Source organism: Bradyrhizobium sp. USDA 327 (assembly GCF_041262065.1).
GTDB classification, from domain to species: domain Bacteria; phylum Pseudomonadota; class Alphaproteobacteria; order Rhizobiales; family Xanthobacteraceae; genus Bradyrhizobium; species Bradyrhizobium liaoningense.
This window is the reverse complement of sequence record NZ_JBGCCW010000001.1, coordinates 7,499,408-7,516,395: the sequence shown is the minus strand read 5'-3', so window position 1 is coordinate 7,516,395 and position 16,988 is coordinate 7,499,408. Positions and strand designations below refer to the sequence as shown.

14 protein-coding genes are annotated in these 16,988 nt (G+C 65.2%); 10 read left to right on the top strand and 4 right to left on the bottom strand.

Translation table 11 applies throughout. The features are described 5' to 3' along the window. The first annotated feature begins 95 nt into the window (after window positions 1–95). The 8 genes from ABIA42_RS35410 to ABIA42_RS35375 all read left to right on the top strand — a co-directional run bounded on the left by ABIA42_RS35410 (window position 96) and on the right by ABIA42_RS35375 (window position 9,980). A complete protein-coding gene (locus ABIA42_RS35410) occupies window positions 96–1,091 on the top strand; it encodes a TRAP transporter substrate-binding protein (protein WP_333921444.1) in 996 nt (331 codons plus the stop codon). 6 nt (window positions 1,092–1,097) lie between these two features. Next, entirely contained in the window at window positions 1,098–3,176 is a 2,079-nt protein-coding gene (locus ABIA42_RS35405) for a HAMP domain-containing sensor histidine kinase (protein WP_271527369.1), read from the top strand. Continuing rightward, window positions 3,146–4,891 carry a DUF3369 domain-containing protein gene (locus ABIA42_RS35400; RefSeq protein ID WP_370116437.1) on the top strand — a complete coding sequence of 582 codons (1,746 nt, stop codon included), beginning with the start codon at window positions 3,146–3,148 and terminating at the stop codon, window positions 4,889–4,891. The genes ABIA42_RS35405 and ABIA42_RS35400 overlap by 31 nt, the downstream gene beginning before the upstream one ends. Before the next feature lie 10 nt (window positions 4,892–4,901). Next, complete coding sequence (locus ABIA42_RS35395; protein WP_271527371.1) at window positions 4,902–5,639, top strand: response regulator; 738 nt, start codon at window positions 4,902–4,904, stop codon at window positions 5,637–5,639. Window positions 5,640–5,944: 305 nt separating this feature from the next. Next, window positions 5,945–6,556, top strand: a complete 612-nt coding sequence (locus tag ABIA42_RS35390) for a sigma-70 family RNA polymerase sigma factor (protein ID WP_271527373.1) — start codon at window positions 5,945–5,947, stop codon at window positions 6,554–6,556. A 332-nt stretch (window positions 6,557–6,888) separates the two neighbouring features. Continuing rightward, window positions 6,889–7,863, top strand: coding sequence for a hypothetical protein (locus ABIA42_RS35385; RefSeq protein ID WP_370116441.1), 975 nt, complete (start codon window positions 6,889–6,891; stop codon window positions 7,861–7,863). 355 nt (window positions 7,864–8,218) lie between these two features. Then, complete coding sequence (locus ABIA42_RS35380; protein ID WP_028181585.1) at window positions 8,219–8,812, top strand: L,D-transpeptidase; 594 nt, start codon at window positions 8,219–8,221, stop codon at window positions 8,810–8,812. Window positions 8,813–8,942: 130 nt separating this feature from the next. After that, complete coding sequence (locus ABIA42_RS35375; protein WP_271527471.1) at window positions 8,943–9,980, top strand: amino acid ABC transporter substrate-binding protein; 1,038 nt, start codon at window positions 8,943–8,945, stop codon at window positions 9,978–9,980. A gap of 338 nt (window positions 9,981–10,318) precedes the next feature. On the opposite strand, the gene ABIA42_RS35370 is transcribed toward ABIA42_RS35375, so the two are convergent. Continuing rightward, window positions 10,319–11,458: an acyl-CoA dehydrogenase family protein gene (locus ABIA42_RS35370; protein ID WP_370116446.1), complete on the bottom strand. Its 1,140-nt coding sequence runs from the start codon at window positions 11,456–11,458 to the stop codon at window positions 10,319–10,321. Window positions 11,459–11,604: 146 nt separating this feature from the next. Continuing rightward, window positions 11,605–12,804: an acyl-CoA dehydrogenase family protein gene (locus ABIA42_RS35365; protein ID WP_370116449.1), complete on the bottom strand. Its 1,200-nt coding sequence runs from the start codon at window positions 12,802–12,804 to the stop codon at window positions 11,605–11,607. Window positions 12,805–12,938: 134 nt separating this feature from the next. Between ABIA42_RS35365 and ABIA42_RS35360 the strand changes: the two genes are divergently transcribed. Then, window positions 12,939–13,484, top strand: coding sequence for a carboxymuconolactone decarboxylase family protein (locus tag ABIA42_RS35360; RefSeq protein ID WP_370116452.1), 546 nt, complete (start codon window positions 12,939–12,941; stop codon window positions 13,482–13,484). An 89-nt stretch (window positions 13,485–13,573) separates the two neighbouring features. Then, window positions 13,574–14,068, top strand: a complete 495-nt coding sequence (locus ABIA42_RS35355) for a VOC family protein (RefSeq protein ID WP_370116455.1) — start codon at window positions 13,574–13,576, stop codon at window positions 14,066–14,068. Between the two features lie 91 nt (window positions 14,069–14,159). Here the strand turns inward: ABIA42_RS35355 and ABIA42_RS35350 are convergent, their stop codons facing one another. Together ABIA42_RS35350 and ABIA42_RS35345 are read right to left on the bottom strand one after the other, a co-directional pair. Next, the gene (locus tag ABIA42_RS35350) at window positions 14,160–15,395 is read right to left on the bottom strand and encodes an MFS transporter (protein WP_370116457.1); all 1,236 of its coding nucleotides are present in this window, start codon (window positions 15,393–15,395) and stop codon (window positions 14,160–14,162) included. Between the two features lie 212 nt (window positions 15,396–15,607). Beyond that, the gene (locus ABIA42_RS35345; RefSeq protein WP_370116460.1) at window positions 15,608–16,855 is read right to left on the bottom strand and encodes an MFS transporter; all 1,248 of its coding nucleotides are present in this window, start codon (window positions 16,853–16,855) and stop codon (window positions 15,608–15,610) included. Window positions 16,856–16,988 lie beyond the last annotated feature (133 nt).

Here is a 16,988-nt window from a genome sequence, read left to right as displayed (position 1 = left end):
TTTACGCAAACCGGTATCCACTTCGCTTGAAAACGCTTTAGATTGCATTGAACCTTTTCCTTCCCGCCATAGACTCCACCACTGAGGGGTTGAGTGTGCCAGTGCTGAACCGTGCCGAATCTTCGCGGACCGGGGTGATCTTCGTCGCGCTTCTGCTTGCCGTCTGGACGACGGGCGCCGTTGCGCGCGAATTTCGCGCCGCCGACACTCAGGCCGAGAATTACCCGACCGTCCAGGCGCTGCGCTACATGGGCGCCCTGATCGCCGAGCGCAGCGGCGGCCGGCACGAGATCAAGGTGTTCCACTCCCGTCAGCTCGGCGAGGAAAAGGAGACCATCGAGCAAACCCGGGCCGGCGCGATCGACCTCAACCGGACCAACGTGGCGCTGATCGGCAATTTCGTCCCGGCGATGAACGTGCTCGCAATGCCGTTCCTGTTCCGGTCCATCGAGCACATGCAGAACGTGCTGGACGGGCCGATCGGCAGCGAGATCTTGAACAGTTTCGAGCCCTACGGCTTCGTTGGACTCTGCTTCTACGATTCGGGCGCGCGGTCGATCTACAATGGCATCCGCCCGGTCCGAAGCGTCGCAGATCTCCAGGGATTGCGGATCCGGGTGCAGCAGTCGGAGTTGATGAGCCAGATGATGCGCGCGCTCGGCGCCGAACCGGTCGAGCTGCCCTACGGGCAGGTGGTCACCGGGCTTGCCAACCACCTGATCGACGGCGCCGAGAACAACTGGCCATCTTTCGTGACGACGGACCATTACAAGCATGCCGGCCACTACACGCTCACCGAGCACACGATGAGCCCGGAGGTGCTGGTGATCTCGCTGAAGGCCTGGCAGAGCCTGTCGCCGGACGACCGGATCATCTTCAGGGAGGCCGCGCAGCGCTCCAGCCGCTTCATGCGCGAGAAGTGGCGCGACCTCGAGGAACAGTCGCAGCGCAAGGCGCAGGACGCGGGCGTGACCATCATCAGGGACATCGACCGCAAGCCGTTCGAGGAGGCAATGGCCGCAATCTACGCCAAGGCCGGACGCGATCCTGCGGCAGCCGCGCTGATCGAACGCATTCGCAAGGTGGAGTGAGGCCTGTTGGCTGCACTTGGACATAGCGAACACGCGGACAGGCCGCCCGGCCCGATCGGGCAGCTGCGCGCGCGGCTCGTCGGCGTGCTGCGGGCGGTGCCGATCCGCTGGCGCATCCTGTCGATCGCCGCGCTGAACTCCGCCGTGGTCGTGGTGCTGGTGGCGATGATCTGGAACGGCGCGCAGGTGCTGGGCTCGGCCTGGCACGACGTGCGCCAGGTACGCGAGTCCGACCGGATCCTGGCGCTGCTCGAAAGCGAGACCGGACGCCTCCAGAACCTGATCCACCGCTATATCAACCAGCCGAGCCCGGACCTGTTCGCCGAGATTCTCTTGCTGCGCGAGGCGGTGCTGGGCACGCTGACCAACCGCGCCGCCAAGGACCCGATGCTGTCGGGCTCGGTCGAGGAGCTGGAGCGCACCACCGATCGCTTCCTCAACGGTTTCGGCGAGCTGCGCAGCGTGCAGGCGACGATCGCCAAGACCTATGAGGAACAGGTGCAGGGCCCGGCCAGGGACATGGCCGGCCTCTACTCCATCATCGAGGGCGCCACCGGCCATCGCGACGCGCTGATCTGGCCCTCGCTCGGCAAGTCCCGCGAGGCCTTCACCGCGATGCTGGTGGCGGCCAATTCCTACTACCTGTCGCAGTCATCGGGCGCCGCCGACGATGCACGCCGCAACACCGAGACGATCGAGAAGACCATCCCGGTCATGATCGATCTCGCCGACAACGACCTCCAGAAGATGGCCCTGCGGCGGCTTGCGGCCCGCACCATGGCGCTGCGCGAGGGCTTCGCCAAGCTCTCCGAACAGCTCGCGAGCCGCACCGAGCTGCTCCGCAACACCATCGACGCCAGCCAGGCCGAGGCGATCGGCGCCATCGACGACCTCTCGACCAAGATGCGCCAGCGCGAGCAGAAGGCGCAGGAGACCTTCGACCGCACGCTGGCCGACATTTCCCGCCGGGTGCTGTCGATCGCGATCATCTTCCTCGGCATCATCCTCAGCGCCGGCGTGCTGATCGCGCTGTCGATCCGCCTGCCGCTGCAGCAGATCATGACGGCGATGCGCGCGATCACGCTCGGCGACCTCGATCGCGAGGTGCAGGGCACCAAGGCGCGCGACGAGGTCGGCGCCATGGCGCGCGCGGTGGAGGTGTTCCGCGAGAACGCGATCGCCAAGCGCGAGACCGAGGACGAGCTGCGCGCGTCCAAGGAGAAAGCCGAGAGCGCGCTGCTCGAGCTCAATGCCGCGCAGCAGAATTTGATCGATGCCGAACGGCTGGCAGCGCTCGGCGGCCTGGTTGCCGGCGTCGCGCACGAGGTCAACAACCCGATCGGCATCAGCCTCATGGTGGCCTCCAGCTTGGCCCGGCGCACCGAGATCTTCGAGGCCCAGCTCAAGGGCGACGGTGGCCTGCGCCGCTCGCAGCTGGAGGAATTCGTGCAGTCCTCACGCGACGCCTCGCAGCAGCTCGTCGCCAACCTCCAGCGCGCGGGCGAGCTGATCCAGTCGTTCAAGCAGGTTGCGGTCGACCGCTCGCATGCCGAGCGGCGGCAATTCTCGCTCAGCGAAGCCACCGACCAGATCATCGCCAGCCTGCGCCCGGTGCTGAAGCGCTCGCCGATCACGCTTCAGGTCGACGTGCCCGAGGGGCTGCTGCTCGACGGCTATCCCGGCTCCTACGGCCAGATCCTGACCAACCTGTTCCTCAACGCCGCCAACCACGCTTTCGCCGACGGGCGCGCCGGCACGATCGCGATCTCGGCGCGGCCGCGCGGGACCGACGACATCGAGATCAGCTTCGCCGATGACGGAGCCGGCATGACCCCCGACGTGCAGCGCCAGGCCTTTGACCCTTTCTTTACCACCCGGCGCAATGAAGGCGGCACGGGACTTGGCCTCCATATCGTCTATAACCTCGTCACCCAGCAGCTCGGCGGCCGCATGGTGCTGGAATCCAAGCTGGGACAAGGCACCACTTTTCGCATTATCATACCCCGGGTCGCCAAGGGCGGCGCGCGAAGCACAGAAATTGACGGATCTTCTCAATGGCCGAACAGGACGATGTCCTCCACCTGATCGACGATACCGGTACCGCGTCGGAGGATAGTAACGCCCGGAAGTGGAAGATCGCCGTCATCGACGACGATCCGGCCGTGCATGACGGCACCCGTTTCGCGCTGTCCGACTACAGCCTCAACGGCCAGAGCCTGGAGATCCTCTCGGCCTATTCCGCAGCGGAAGGCCGCAAGCTGATGGCCGAGCACGGCGACATCGCGGCCGTGCTGCTCGACGTCATCATGGAGACCGACGTCGCCGGCCTCGAGCTGGTCGAGTTCATCCGCAACGAGATCAGGAACGAGACCGTGCGCATCATCCTGCGCACCGGCCAGCCCGGCCAGGCGCCGGAGCGGCGCGTGATCGTGCAATACGACATCAACGACTACAAGGCCAAGACCGAGCTCACCGCCGACAAGCTGTTCACCTCCCTGACCGCGGCGCTGCGCTCCTATCAGCAGCTCGAGCGCATGGTGCAGACGCGGCGCGGGCTGGAGATCATCATCGACGCCGCCTCGACGCTGTACGACTTCAAGTCGATGCAGCGGCTCGCCGAGGGCGTGCTGACCCAGCTCGCCTCGCTGCTCAACGTCGATTGCGCCGGCATCCTGGTCCTGCGCGACAATGGCGGCGTCGATCCCGAGCTCTCGGTGCTCGCCGGCAGCGGCTGCTACAGCCGCTTCATCGGCACCACCACGTCGAAGGCGCTCGACCCTGATCTGCGCGAGATGGTCGAGGCGGCGTTCCAGCGCCGCAAGAACGAATTCGCCGACCACCGCAGCGTGATCTACTTGCGCACCGGAAGCGGCCGCGAGGTCGTGGTGCTGCTCCAGGCCGAGCGCGAGCTGTCGGAAACCGACCGCTCGCTGGTCGAGATCTTCTCCAGCCGGCTCTCGATCGCCTTCGACAACGTGATCCTCTATCAGCAGCTCCAGGACGCCAACACCCAGCTCGAAGACCGCGTCGCCCAGCGCACCCGCGCGCTGATGCAGGCCAACCGCCGGCTCTCGGCGCAATGGCTGCGGCTGCAGCGCGCCAACGGCTTCAAGAACGAGATTCTGGGCACCGTCGCGCACGACCTGAAGAATCCGCTCGGGGTCATCCTCGGCCGCACCGAGATGCTGAAGGAGCTGATTTCGACCGGCGCCTCGGAAAGCGGCGTGGTCGCCCAGGTCGACCACATTCGCGACGCCACCAAGCGCCTGACCACCATGGTCGATCACCTGATCTCGGATGCGATGGCCGATGCCTTCGACATCACCATCCGTCGCGAGCCGGTCGACGTCGCGGCGCTGGTCAAGGAGGTTGCCGAAGCCAACCAGCCGCTCGCCGTCAACAAGCAGCAGACGATCAGCGTCGCCGCGCCGGCCAACATGGTCACCATGTGCGACACCGACCGCATCCGCGAGGCGATCGACAATCTCATCAGCAACGCCATCAAATACTCTCCGATCGGCGGCAAGATCGACGTGGCCGTCAGCCATGAGGGCCGCGACACCACCGTCCGCGTCAGCGACGAGGGCGCCGGCCTGTCGCCGGAGGATCTCGGCCGCCTGTTCGGCCGGTTCCAGCGGCTGTCGGCAAAACCGACCGCCGGCGAGAGCTCGACGGGGCTTGGGCTCTCCATCGTCAAGCGTATCATCGACATGCATGGCGGCGAGGTAACCGCCGACAGCGACGGCCCCGGCAAGGGATCGACCTTCACCATCACCCTCCCCGCGACTGAAATGCCGTGATGCAGAGACCATGACCCAAAGCCAGCACATCATGATCGTCGACGACGAGGCGCCGGCCCGGGAGATGGTCGGCGATTACCTCAAGATGCACGGCTTCACCGTGACGCTGTGCGACGGCGGCAAGAGCTTGCGCGCCGCGATCCAGGGCAGCATGCCCGACCTCGTCGTGCTCGATCTCAACATGCCCGAGGAAGACGGGCTCTCGATCATTCGCGACCTCAAGAGCCGCATCAACGTTCCGGTGATCATGCTCACGGCGACCGCGAGCCCGATCGATCGCGTCGTCGGACTCGAGCTAGGCGCCGACGACTACGTGGCCAAGCCCTGCGAGCTGCGCGAGCTGATGGCGCGCATCCGCTCGGTGCTGCGGCGGAGCGTGCCGGCCAAGGCAGCAGCGCCCGATGCGTCGGCGGCGAAATCGGACAAGGAGCGGCTGGTGCGCTTCGGCACCAAATGGCTCGATCTCGAAGCGCAGGCGTTGCGCGACGACGAGGGCAACGAGCATCCGCTGACGGCCTCCGAGTTCGGGCTCCTGAAGGTGTTCGCGGCGAATCCGAAACGCGTGCTGTCGCGCGAGCGCCTGCTGGAATTGGCCAATGCGCGCGACGCCGAGGCCTTCGACCGCGCGGTCGATCTCCGCATCATGCGCATCCGCCGCAAGATCGAGCCCGATCCGGCCAAGCCCGCCGTGATCCGCACCATCCGCGGCGGCGGCTATCTGTTTTCTCCGGCGGGCGAGAAGGCGTAGGGACGTCATTCCGGGGCACCCGAAGGGCGAACCCGGAATCACGGCGAGGGCGGACGAACGCAACAGCCCGAAATACGTTCCCGGCGCCTCCGCTCAGCCCCAAATTCCCACCCCCGTATTTCCCGCACGTTGAAATTCCACGCCTTTTTGCCCCGAATGTTTCGTCGAGGCCGCCGCGACGAAACAATTTGGCGGCGCACGAAACCATTTTCTCCTTTTCGTGCAGACGTCCCGAAACGTTGGCTCATTAACACTTCGGCTCAAGGAAACGCCGCTCGGTTGCGGCGCTACGGGGAGCCAAGTCAATGCCGAACGTCATCGCCATCAACGCCCAAGCCAGCCAGAGCATCATTGCCGCTCAGGCGACCTCGGACGACATGCTCCTCGAGAGCATTGCCGACGGCAACCGGACGGCCATGCACATTCTCTATTGCCGACACAATGTGCGGGTGTACCGCTTCATCTTGCGCATCGTGCGCGACGCCACCACTGCGGAAGACCTGGTCAGTCAGGTGTTTCTGGATGTGTGGCGGACCGCCGGCCAATTCCAGGGCCGCTCGCAGGTCTCGACCTGGCTGCTCTCGATCGCCCGCTTCAAGGCGCTGACCGCGATGCGCCAGCGCCGCTTCGAGGACATCGACCAGGAAGACGTGCGCCAGATTGCCGATGGTGCCGACACGCCGGAGACCTCGCTCGACCGCAGCGACACCAGCGCCATCCTGCGCGCCTGCGTGCAGAAGCTGTCGCCGGCGCATCGGGAGATCATCAACCTCGTCTACTATCACGAGAAATCGGTGGAGGAGGTCGGGCAGATCATCGGCATCCCCCAGAGCACGGTGAAGACGCGGATGTTCTATGCCCGCAAGCAACTGGCCGATTTGCTTAAGGTTGCCGGCGTGGATCGTTTCGCCGCCTAAATCCAATCAATTCAATGGGATAGGACCGCAGCTCAGGCCCTGTCCCCGGACACGGAAGTGTTACCTCCGACGAAACAATTGAAACAAAGCGCAACATCAGGCGGAAAAACTTCGTCCCTATAAGCTTCTCATACGGTTTCGTTAAACCTCCCAAGACCTCCAGCGACCCGGACGATGCCCCCGTCCGGGTCGTTTTGTATTTGGGGGGTGGGAGCGCACCGTCGCCGTGGCCGGGGCGCGTCCATCCTGCCGCTCGGCATCTGTCGCCCTTGTTGCTTGACTCCGCGGACCGGTCCGCGGAGTTTCGCGAGCGACGGAAACAACCGCCCGCGATGGACGACGCGACCACCAGCACCGACATCCGCCTTCGTGAAGGCGCCTCGATCGCCCAGCGGCTGGTGATGTCCGGCTTTGCGGCCGCGGTTGCGCTGTGCTTCACGCCGGGCCTGTTCACGCGCGACATCCTGGAAATCGTGATCTCCGTGGTCGCGCTGCTCGTGGGGGCGGGCTTCGTCGTCGGCATCATGATGGCGCCGGCCGTGGTGTGGATCATCACACCGAGCGAGATCCTGATCGGGCAGCAGCGTCCGTTCGGAAAGCTCCGCACGCGGGTCGTGCCCAAGGACGACATCAGGGAATTGCAGGTTCCCGGCAACAAGAGGGTGAAAGCCCGTTTCCAGCTGGCCTTCACGCTGGCCTCGGGGGAACGCCTGACGTCCCCGCCGATCTCGGACGTCACGCATGTGCATGACACCGTGACCCGGATCGCCACGCAGTTCGGCGTTCCCAATGTCGAGGCACCCCGCAATCCGCTCGATGCCAGCAATCGCGAGATGCATCTCGGCGAACCGATCGAGCCGTTTCCGACGCGGGAAATCTACATCGTTGCACTGATCGCGGTCGCCGTGAGCGCCGTTCCCTATGCCTACAAGCTCTGGCGCGGCCTGCCGCCGGGCCCGATCGACATCGCGCTGTTGCCCGCCGGCGCGATCGCGGCGTTCGTCGTCTACAGATACGCCAACCTCGTCACCGGTGCCTTCTGGATCATCCGCCAGAGCGATATCCGCGTCGAGCGCCTGTGGGGCGACGGCAGCTTGCGCGCCGACCATATCGAGGGGCGCGACGTGAAGACGATCACCGTCGAGCGCCGCGGCCGCTCCGAGGACGAGCACTGCATCGTCGTGATCCGGCTGCACTCGAGGCGGCGATTTCGCAGCCCCCGTATCGGGTCGCGAGCCGAGGCGCGCGCCGTGGCCACGGAGATCGTCCGGCGGCTCGGGATTGCGGCGGAGAATAGCAAGATCTGATATCGGTGCAGGCGATCGGGACCCCGAGGCCTCCACATCGTCATGGCCGGGCCTGTCCCGGCCATCCACGTCTCTGCACTTGGCACCAAAAACGTGGATGCCCGGGACAGGCCCGGGCATGACGGCACCTTTGAATTCGATCCCGCGAGCGAGCGAGGGAGTGCATCGAGCCCAGCCACGACAAATCACTGCTTTTCGCGCCATCCCCTGTTCTTGGCATTGCTCCGGCCCCGTCAAAAAGCCAAAGTATTCTCGTGACATACCAGGGCGGCGCGCCATCAACTTGCCACGAACTTGCCCCTCAGGTTTGATGGTTCATGATTGATTTGCGCTGTGGCAGCGGGGAGAGCTTTACATGACGGATTTTCGTCGCCTGACCGGGATGTTTGTGGCTGCGATCGGCCTGATTCTGTCCGCGCCGCAGGCCTTCGCCCAGCAGCCGGACCGCGGGGACGAGCCGGGCCTGATCGCCGATGACGGCTACCAGCTCGATCCGGAATGGCAGAAGCAGGTGGTCTACTTCCGCACCACCGAGCCGCCGGGAACGATCATTGTCTCGACCGCAGAACGGCACCTCTATCTGGTGCAGCCCGGCGGGCGCGCGATCCGCTATGGCATCGGCGTCGGCCGCGACGGTTTCCAGTGGCAAGGACTGGTGACCATCACCAACAAGAAGGAATGGCCGGACTGGACGCCGCCGCCGGAGATGATCCAGCGCCAGCCCTATCTGCCGCGCTTCATGGCCGGCGGCCCCGGCAATCCGTTGGGGGCCCGCGCCATGTATCTCGGCACCACCGTCTACCGCATCCACGGCACCAACCGCCCCGACACGATCGGCACCAAGGTGTCTTCCGGCTGCTTCCGCCTCGTCAACAATGACGTTGCCGATCTCTATGATCGCGTTCCTGTTGGCACCAAGGTGGTCATCCGGCAGAAGCCCGAGCTTTAGAGTTTATGGTTCGAGCATGATCTTTTCGGACAGCCGCTTCGCGCTTCGCGCACACGCGGCCCTCCGGATCCGGATCATGCTCTCCGTCCTCGCCTGATTCCTTTTCCCGGTTTTTCGAGAGAGCAACATGATGCGCACTTTTCGTGGCGGCCTGCTGATCGGGCTCGCCATCGCCGTGCTGGTCGCCGTCCTGGCGATCATTTACGAATTCTACGACACCCGCACCTTGAAGCGCACGGTTCGCCGGGGCGAAGTGCTATGCGGCGTCAACAAGGGCCTGCCGGGCTTCTCGATCCCCGACGACAAGGGCAACTGGACCGGCTTCGACGTCGATTTCTGCCGCGCGGTCGCCGCCGCGATCTTCAACGACCCGGGCAAGGCGAAGTTCGTCCCGCTCGACGCCAACGAGCGCTTCAAGGAGCTGCAGAGCCGCAAGGTGGACATCCTCTCGCGCAACACGACCTGGAGCATGGCGCGCGAGCTCGACTACGACCTGTATTTTCCGGCCGTGGCCTATTACGACGGCGTCGGCTTCATGGTGCCGCGCGCGCGCAACAAGGAGACCTCGCTGGACCTGACAGACAGCAAGGTCTGCGTGCAGAGCGGAACCACGACCACACTCAACGTCGCCGATTACTTCCGCGTCAACAACATGAAGTATGAAGAGGTGAAGTTCGACAAGCTCGACGACGTCGTGAAGGCCTATGACACCGGCAAGTGCGACACGCTTTCGGCCGACGTCTCCCAGCTCTATGCGCTGCGGCTGAACCTCTCGAAACCCGGCGACCATATGATCCTGCCGGACATGATCTCCAAGGAGCCGCTCGCCCCCGTCGTGCGTCAGCGCGACGACGACTGGATGATGATCGTGAAGTGGACGCTGTATGCCATGATCAACGCCGAAGAGCTGGGCGTCACCTCGGAGAACATCGACGAAGCCCTGAAGTCGAAGAAGCCGGAAGTGATGCGCCTCGTCGGCACCGAAGGCCGTTACGGCGAGCAGCTCGGCCTCACCAAGGACTGGGCCGCCCGCATCATCCGCCACGTCGGCAATTACGGCGAGATGTACGACCGAAACATCGGGGAGAAGTCCAAGCTGAAGATCCCGCGCGGCATGAACCAGCTGTGGAATGCCGGAGGCGTGCAGTACGCACCACCGATGCGGTAGGCGGTTTAACCTCCGTCATTGCGAGCTTGAGCCAAGGCTCGCGCCACGCTCTCAATCGTCATGCCCGGGCTTGTCCCGGGCATCCACGGTTTTGAGGTAGGTCAAGAACGTGGATGGCCGGGACGAGCCCGGCCATGCCGGCTGATAGGTAACGTTTTCTCCCCTCATCCTGAGGAGCGCGCTCCTTCAGTCTGGGGCAAGCGGTTTCGACTCGCTCGATCCCGTAGCCCGCATGAGCGAAGCGATATGCGGGGTGGCGCCCGCGGCATTCCCGGATGTCGCTGCGCTCATCCGGGCTACGCGCCACGCTTTCTCTCCTCACCCTGAGGGGATTGACCTCAATACCCCCGCGCCCTCGCCAGCTGTTCGGTGTGATAGTTCGCATCGCCGAACAATTCCTCGCACACCCGCGCGCGCTTCATGAAGAAGCCGATGTCGAACTGGTCGGTCATGCCCATGCCGCCATGCATCTGCACGCCTTCCTGCACCGCGCGCGTGGCGGTGGTGCCGGCGCGGGCCTTTGCGACTGCGACGGCCGAGGCGGCCTTGGCGACGTCGCCATCCAGGGCCTGCAGCGCCTTCATCACCGCGGCGCGGGTGATCTCGATGTCGACATAGAGCTCGGCGGCGCGGTGCTGGAGGGCCTGGAATTCGCCGATCAGCTTGCCGAACTGCTTGCGGCTCTTCAGGTACTCGACGGTGCGGCCAAACACCTCCTCGCTGAGACCGACCATTTCGGCGGCGACCGCGCCGCGGCCGATATCGAGCACACCGTCGAGCAGAGTTGCGCCCTGATCGACCTCGCCGAGCACGTTGTCGGCATTGACCTCGACATTGGCGAATTCGATCCGCGCTGCATTGTGCGCATCGACCATGATGGTGCGCTCGATCGCGACGCCCTTGGCCTTGGGATTGACCAGGAACAGCGTCAGACCCTCGCGCTCACCGGCGGAGCCCGCGGTGCGCGCGGCGACGATCAGGAGATCGGCGACGTGACCATCGACCACGAGCGCCTTGGCACCGCTCAGCCTGAAGCCGTTGCCGGCGCGCACGGCCTGCAAGCCGGTGTGGAGCGGACGGTGCTTGGCGCCCTCGTCGATTGCGAGCGTTGCCAGCAGCGACCCGCTTGCGATCTTCGGCAGATATTCCGATCTCTGCGCGGAATTACCGCCGCGGTTCAGCGCCGAGGCCGCGACCACGCTGGTGGCGAGGAAGGGCGACGGCATCAGGGTGCGGCCGATCTCCTCCATGATGACGCCAGCTTCGACATGGCCGAGGCCACTGCCGCCGAACTCTTCCGGCACCAGAAGACCGGCAAAACCCATCTCGGCAAAGGAATTCCAGAGCTCCTTGGAGAAGCCGGTGCGATCCTTGCTGTCGCGCAAGTGACGCAGGTGCGACACCGGCGCCTTGTCACTGATCAGCCCGCGCGCGCTGTCGCGGAGCATCGATTGTTCTTCGGTGAGGACGAGGGCCATGTGCGTGTTCCGATTCGAAAATCTATCTGTGTCGTCATTCCGGGATGGCCCGAAGGGCCAGGCCCGGAATCCATAACCACGATCGGGACTATGGATTCCGGGCTCGCGCTACGCGCGCCCCGGAATGACGGGTGGTGAGAGCGTGTTCACGCCCCCGGCAGATCCAGGATGCGCTTGGCGACGATGCCGAGCATGACCTCGGACGTGCCGCCCTCGATCGAGTTGGCCTTGGTGCGCAGCCAGGCGCGCGGGCGCGCGCCCTGCTTGGAGCGCTCGCTCTCCCATTCCAGCGCATCAACGCCTCCGGCCGACATCAGGATCTCGTGGCGGCGCTTGTTGAGCTCGGTGCCGTAGTACTTCATCGCCGACGAGAACGCCGGATGCGCCTGCCCGGCCTTGGCGAGATCGACCGCACGCTCGGCGCAGGCCGCGAGCGCGGCTTCATCGACGTCGAAGCGCGCGATCTGGCCGCGCAGCATGGCATCGTCCAGCCTGCCTTGCCCATCGGTGCCGACGGAGTCCGCCGCGATCTGGCCGAGCGGCCGGCCGACGCCGCGCTCGCCCATCCCTGAGATCATCGCGCGCTCGTGCTGGAGCAGATATTTCGCGACGTCCCAGCCACGGTTAATGGTGCCGACCACGTGCGACTTCGGCACGCGGACATTGTCGAAGAAGGTCTCGCAGAACGGCGAATAGCCGGAGATCAAAAGGATCGGCTTGGTCGAGACGCCCTTCGAGGTCATGTCGAACAGGATGAAGCTGATGCCGTCATGCTTCTTCGCAGTGGGATCAGTGCGCACCAGGCAGAAGATCCAGTCGGCGTAATTGGCATAGGACGTCCAGATCTTCTGGCCGTTGATGATGAAGTCGTCGCCGTCGCTCTCGGCGCGGGTCTGGAGCGAAGCGAGGTCGGAGCCGGCGTTCGGCTCGGAATAGCCCTGGCACCAGCGGATCTCGCCCGCCGCGATCTTCGGCAGATGCTCCTTCTTCTGGGCGTCGTTGCCGTATTTCAAGAGCGCCGGCCCGAGCATCCAGATGCCGAAGCTCGACAGCGGCGGGCGCGCGCCGATCCTCGCCATCTCGGCGCGCAGCACTTTGTGCTCGGCCGCGCTGAGGCCGCCGCCGCCATACTCCTTCGGCCAGTCAGGGACGGTCCAGCCCTTGTCGCGCATGCGCTCGAACCAGATGCGCTGCGGCTCGGACGAGAATTTTGCGTTGCGCCCGCCCCAGAACACGTCGGCATCCGACGTCGCGGGCTTGCGCATTTCCGGCGGGCAATCGGCTTCGAGCCAGATGCGCGTCTCGTTGCGGAATGTTTCGAGATCGGCGGTCTCGGTGTCGCTCATGGTCGTTTCCATCGCTCAAAAAGACTTGTTGGGCACGACTCTGGGCCAAGCCCCCGCGGAATTCAACCACTTCCGCAGGCGCAGTCGGCTATAGTCGCGGCAAGACGGTGCTTGAAAACAAAGAGGAAACGCGAATGCGCCTGAAGCTTCTTTCGCCTGGCGAAATGAACGAGAGCCAGCGGCAGACCTATGACGAGTCGATCGCGGGCAAGCGCGGCAAGCCGCCGCCGCCGATGATGGCCTGGCTGAACAGTCCCGAGATGGCGCGTCACGCGACGCGGCTCGGCGAAGTCATGCGCTTCGACACGATATTCCCGGCAAAGCTCTCGGAGATCGCGATCCTGGTGACGGCGCGGCACTGGACCGCGCATTACGAATGGTACGCGCATAAGCGCCTCGCGCTCGCGGGCGGCATGAAGCCCGAGATCATCGACGCGATCCGCGACCGCCGCACGCCCGAGTTCGACGATCCCAAGGGGAAGATGATCTACGACGTCGCGAAGTCGCTGCACGAGGGACACGGCGTCGAGAAGGGCTTGTACGACGAGGCGGTGAAGCTGCTCGGTGAGCGCGGCCTGGTCGAGGTGATCGGGCTGTGCGGCTATTACACGCTGGTGTCGATGACGCTGAACACGTTCGAGTTCGGCCTGCCGGAAGGCGAGGTGTCGGAGCTGAGCTAGCTTCCTATCGGGAAACGATGGGTTTCGAGATGAGCAATAGCGCTGTCCCGAGGCCCGCCCTATCTGGAGTTCAGCAACGGAGCAGTCCCATGTCGCAAAGCCCCGCCGTCGCCGCCGGCACCAGGATCGGCCACGTCCACCTCAAGGTCGCCGATCTCGATCGCGCGCTCGGCTTCTATTGCGGCGTGCTTGGCTTCGAGCTGATGCAGCGCATGGGCTCGGGCGCCGCCTTCATCTCCGCCGGCGGCTATCACCATCACATCGGGCTCAATACCTGGGAGAGCAAGGGCGGCTCGCCGCCGCCGCCTGATGCGACCGGGCTCTTTCACACCGCGATCCTCTACCCGACGCGGCCTGCACTTGCGGATGCGCTGCATCGGGTGCTCACGGCCGGCATTGCGCTGGATGGCGCCAGCGATCACGGCGTCAGCGAGGCGCTGTATCTGCGCGATCCCGACCAGAACGGGGTCGAGCTGTATTGGGACAAGCCCAGGGAGCAATGGCCGTTCGGGCCGGACGGGAAGCTGGCGATGTTCACCAAGCGGCTGGATGTCGAGGGGTTGCTGAAGCAGCGCGAGGGGTGAGCCGCAGGGGCACGATCTCGTAGGGTGGACCCACCAAATCTCGCGATGTAGAGACAGATCGTAGGCACGGCGCTTTGCGCCTTTGCCCACCCTACGAGAGCTTCGCTTTTGGCTTCCCCCGCACCATGATCAGCGCCGCGGCCATCACCTCCAGCGCGATGCAGAGATAGAACGGCAGCGCATAGCCGCCGGACCAATCGCGCAAGGCCCCGACGACGCCCGGGCCGAACGCGTAGGTCACCTGGTTGATCGCCGTGTTCAAGCTGATCAGCACGCCGAACGCGGCACTGTCGAATTCCTGCTGCACGATCAGCGACGGCAGCGTGATGAGGTTGCCGACCGAGAAGCCGAACACCGCGCAGGCCGCGATCAGCACATAGTCATCGTGCAGATTGATGACGACGAGAAGCGCCGCCGCCTGGCTGAGGAACGAGAGCGCGGAGGCCAGGCGCTGATCGAGGCGGTCGATCACCAACGAGAACAGCACCCGGCCGACGACGGCCATCGCCGTCAGCACTGCGACGGCGACGGCGGCGCGCTCGCGGCCGATTACGGGGTCAAGGAACGAGATCAGGTGCACGATGAAGCCGACCTGGGCGAACAGCACCAGGGCGAAGGCGATCGTCACCGTGAGGAAGCCGACGTCACGCAGAGCCCATGCGCGGATCTGCGTCGAGGATTGCGGTCTTGCCTTCGCCGTGGCGTGCCAGCCATGACGATCGGGCGGGCGGCCGACGAGAAGCAGGATGACCGGCAGCAGCAGCACCAGCATGGCGCCGGCAGCGGCATACATCGCGCTGGCGAAGCCGACATGGCCGATCAGCGTCACCAGCAGCGGCACGCCGGCGATGCCGCCGAAGCTGGCGCCGTTCAGCGCCAGGCTGATCGCCATGCCGCGCTTGCGGTCGAACCACAGGCTGATCGTGTTGGTGATCATGGCGAGACTGGTGCCGGCCCAGCCGAAGGCGAGCACGGCATTCGCGAGATAAAGCTGCCAGGGCTCGCGCACCGCGCCGATCGCGACCGCGGCCGCCGCCATCGCCAGCGTGCCGGCAATCAGGCAGAGGCGCGGGCCGTGTTTCCGCACGGCTTCGCCGACGAAGACGACGAGCAGCGCGCCGAACAGATAGAAGAACGTCGTCCCAGCGGAGATCAGCGTCGTCGGCCAGCCCCGCGCGCGCTGGAGCTCGGCGACATAGACGCTCTGGCCGTAGAAGCCGAGACCCCAGCCGAAGGTGGCGAGCAGGAAGCAGACCGCGACGATGCGCCAGCCTTCGTAACGGAGGGAGGATTCGTCGATCGTGGGCTGTTGAGGATTATCAAGCATTGCCGCTTACTCCGTCATGCCCGGGCATAGCCGTCTGAAGGACGGCGTCGCTTCCGCTCGCCTATGCCCAGGCATCCACTCTCTTCCTTCGACGTCGCAAAGACATGGATGGCCGGGACAAGCCCGGCCATGACGACATCTAACTAACCCTCGCCAGAAAATCACTTCGACCCGGATCGAAGTATCAACGCTGCTGACAGCCTCCCGCCAACCTAGACCGCGTCAGGGAACTCGCCCATGGCCGCATCCAGCCGCGCCTTTCGGCGGCGGGCCCAGGAGACCAGCGAGAGCACGACAAGGCCCAGCACGACAGGCGGGAACACCACCAAGTTCACCGCGGACCAGCCGTAATTGGCGAGCAACTGGCCGGAGGAGAACGAGCCGATCGCCATCATGCCGAACACCAGGAAATCGTTGAAGGCCTGCACCTTGTTGCGCTCCTGCGGCCGGTGCGTCTCCAGCACCAGCGCGGAGGCGCCGATGAAGGAGAAATTCCAGCCGACGCCGAGCACGATCAGCGTCGCCCAGAAATGCATCGCGGTGAGGCCGGAGAGGCCGATGCCGGCGGCGCCGGCTTCCAGCAGCAGGCCGGCGGCCACGATTCTGGGCGCACCGAAGCGGGCGATCAGCGTGCCCGTGAAGAAGCTCGGTCCGTACATCGCGACGATGTGCCATTGCAGGCCGAAATTGGAATCGGAGACGCTGAGGCCGCACATCTGCATGGCGAGCGGCGCCGAGGTCATCACCAGATTCATCATGGGATAGGAGATCACGCCGCACAGCGCCGCCGCGATGAAGCGCGGCTGGGTCACGATGGTGAGCAGCGGCCGGCCGCCGTGCAGATCGGCCGGCGCGGGCTTGGGCATGTCGATGCCCGCGACGATGCCCATGGCGACCAGCGCGACGGCGGCCTGCACCAGGAAGCTGAAGGCGAACAGATAGGGCTGCCAGACATCCATGGTCCATTGCACGAGCTGCGGACCGAGCACGCCGGCGAAGACGCCGCCCGCCATCACCCAGGACACGGCCTTCGGACGGTAGGCCGCGCTGGCGCCGTCGGCGGCGGCGAAGCGATAGGACTGCGCCACGGCGCCGTAGAGGCCACCCAGGAAGGTCGCGACACAGAACAGCGCAAACGAGCCGTGCAGGATCGCGAACGAGCCGAGCAGGCCGGTGAGCGTGCCGAGGCCCGTGCCGATGACGAAAGCCACGCGGCGACCGAAGCGACGCGAGATCGCGCCGGTCGGCAGCGTGCCCGCGGCGAGTCCCACCACATACATCGAGATCGGCACAGTCGCGAACGACATGTCGGGCGCGAGCGTGGCGCCGACGATCGCGCCGGTGGCGAAGATCACCGCGGAGTTGGCGCCGGTCAGCGCCTGCGCCGCGGCAAGGCGCACCACATTGGCACGCACGCGGGCATCGTCGGCGATCTCATTGACTGCAGTCACGTCCAGCATCGAAATTTTTCCGCCCCAGGGGACTTTCAAGGGCTCACGAGGGCTGTTGATTCCCGGCACTATGGAGGGGCGTGGGAAGGCGGGCAACCGGCGCAAACGGGCGCAGGCCATGTCTCTGACGCAATCGAGCAGA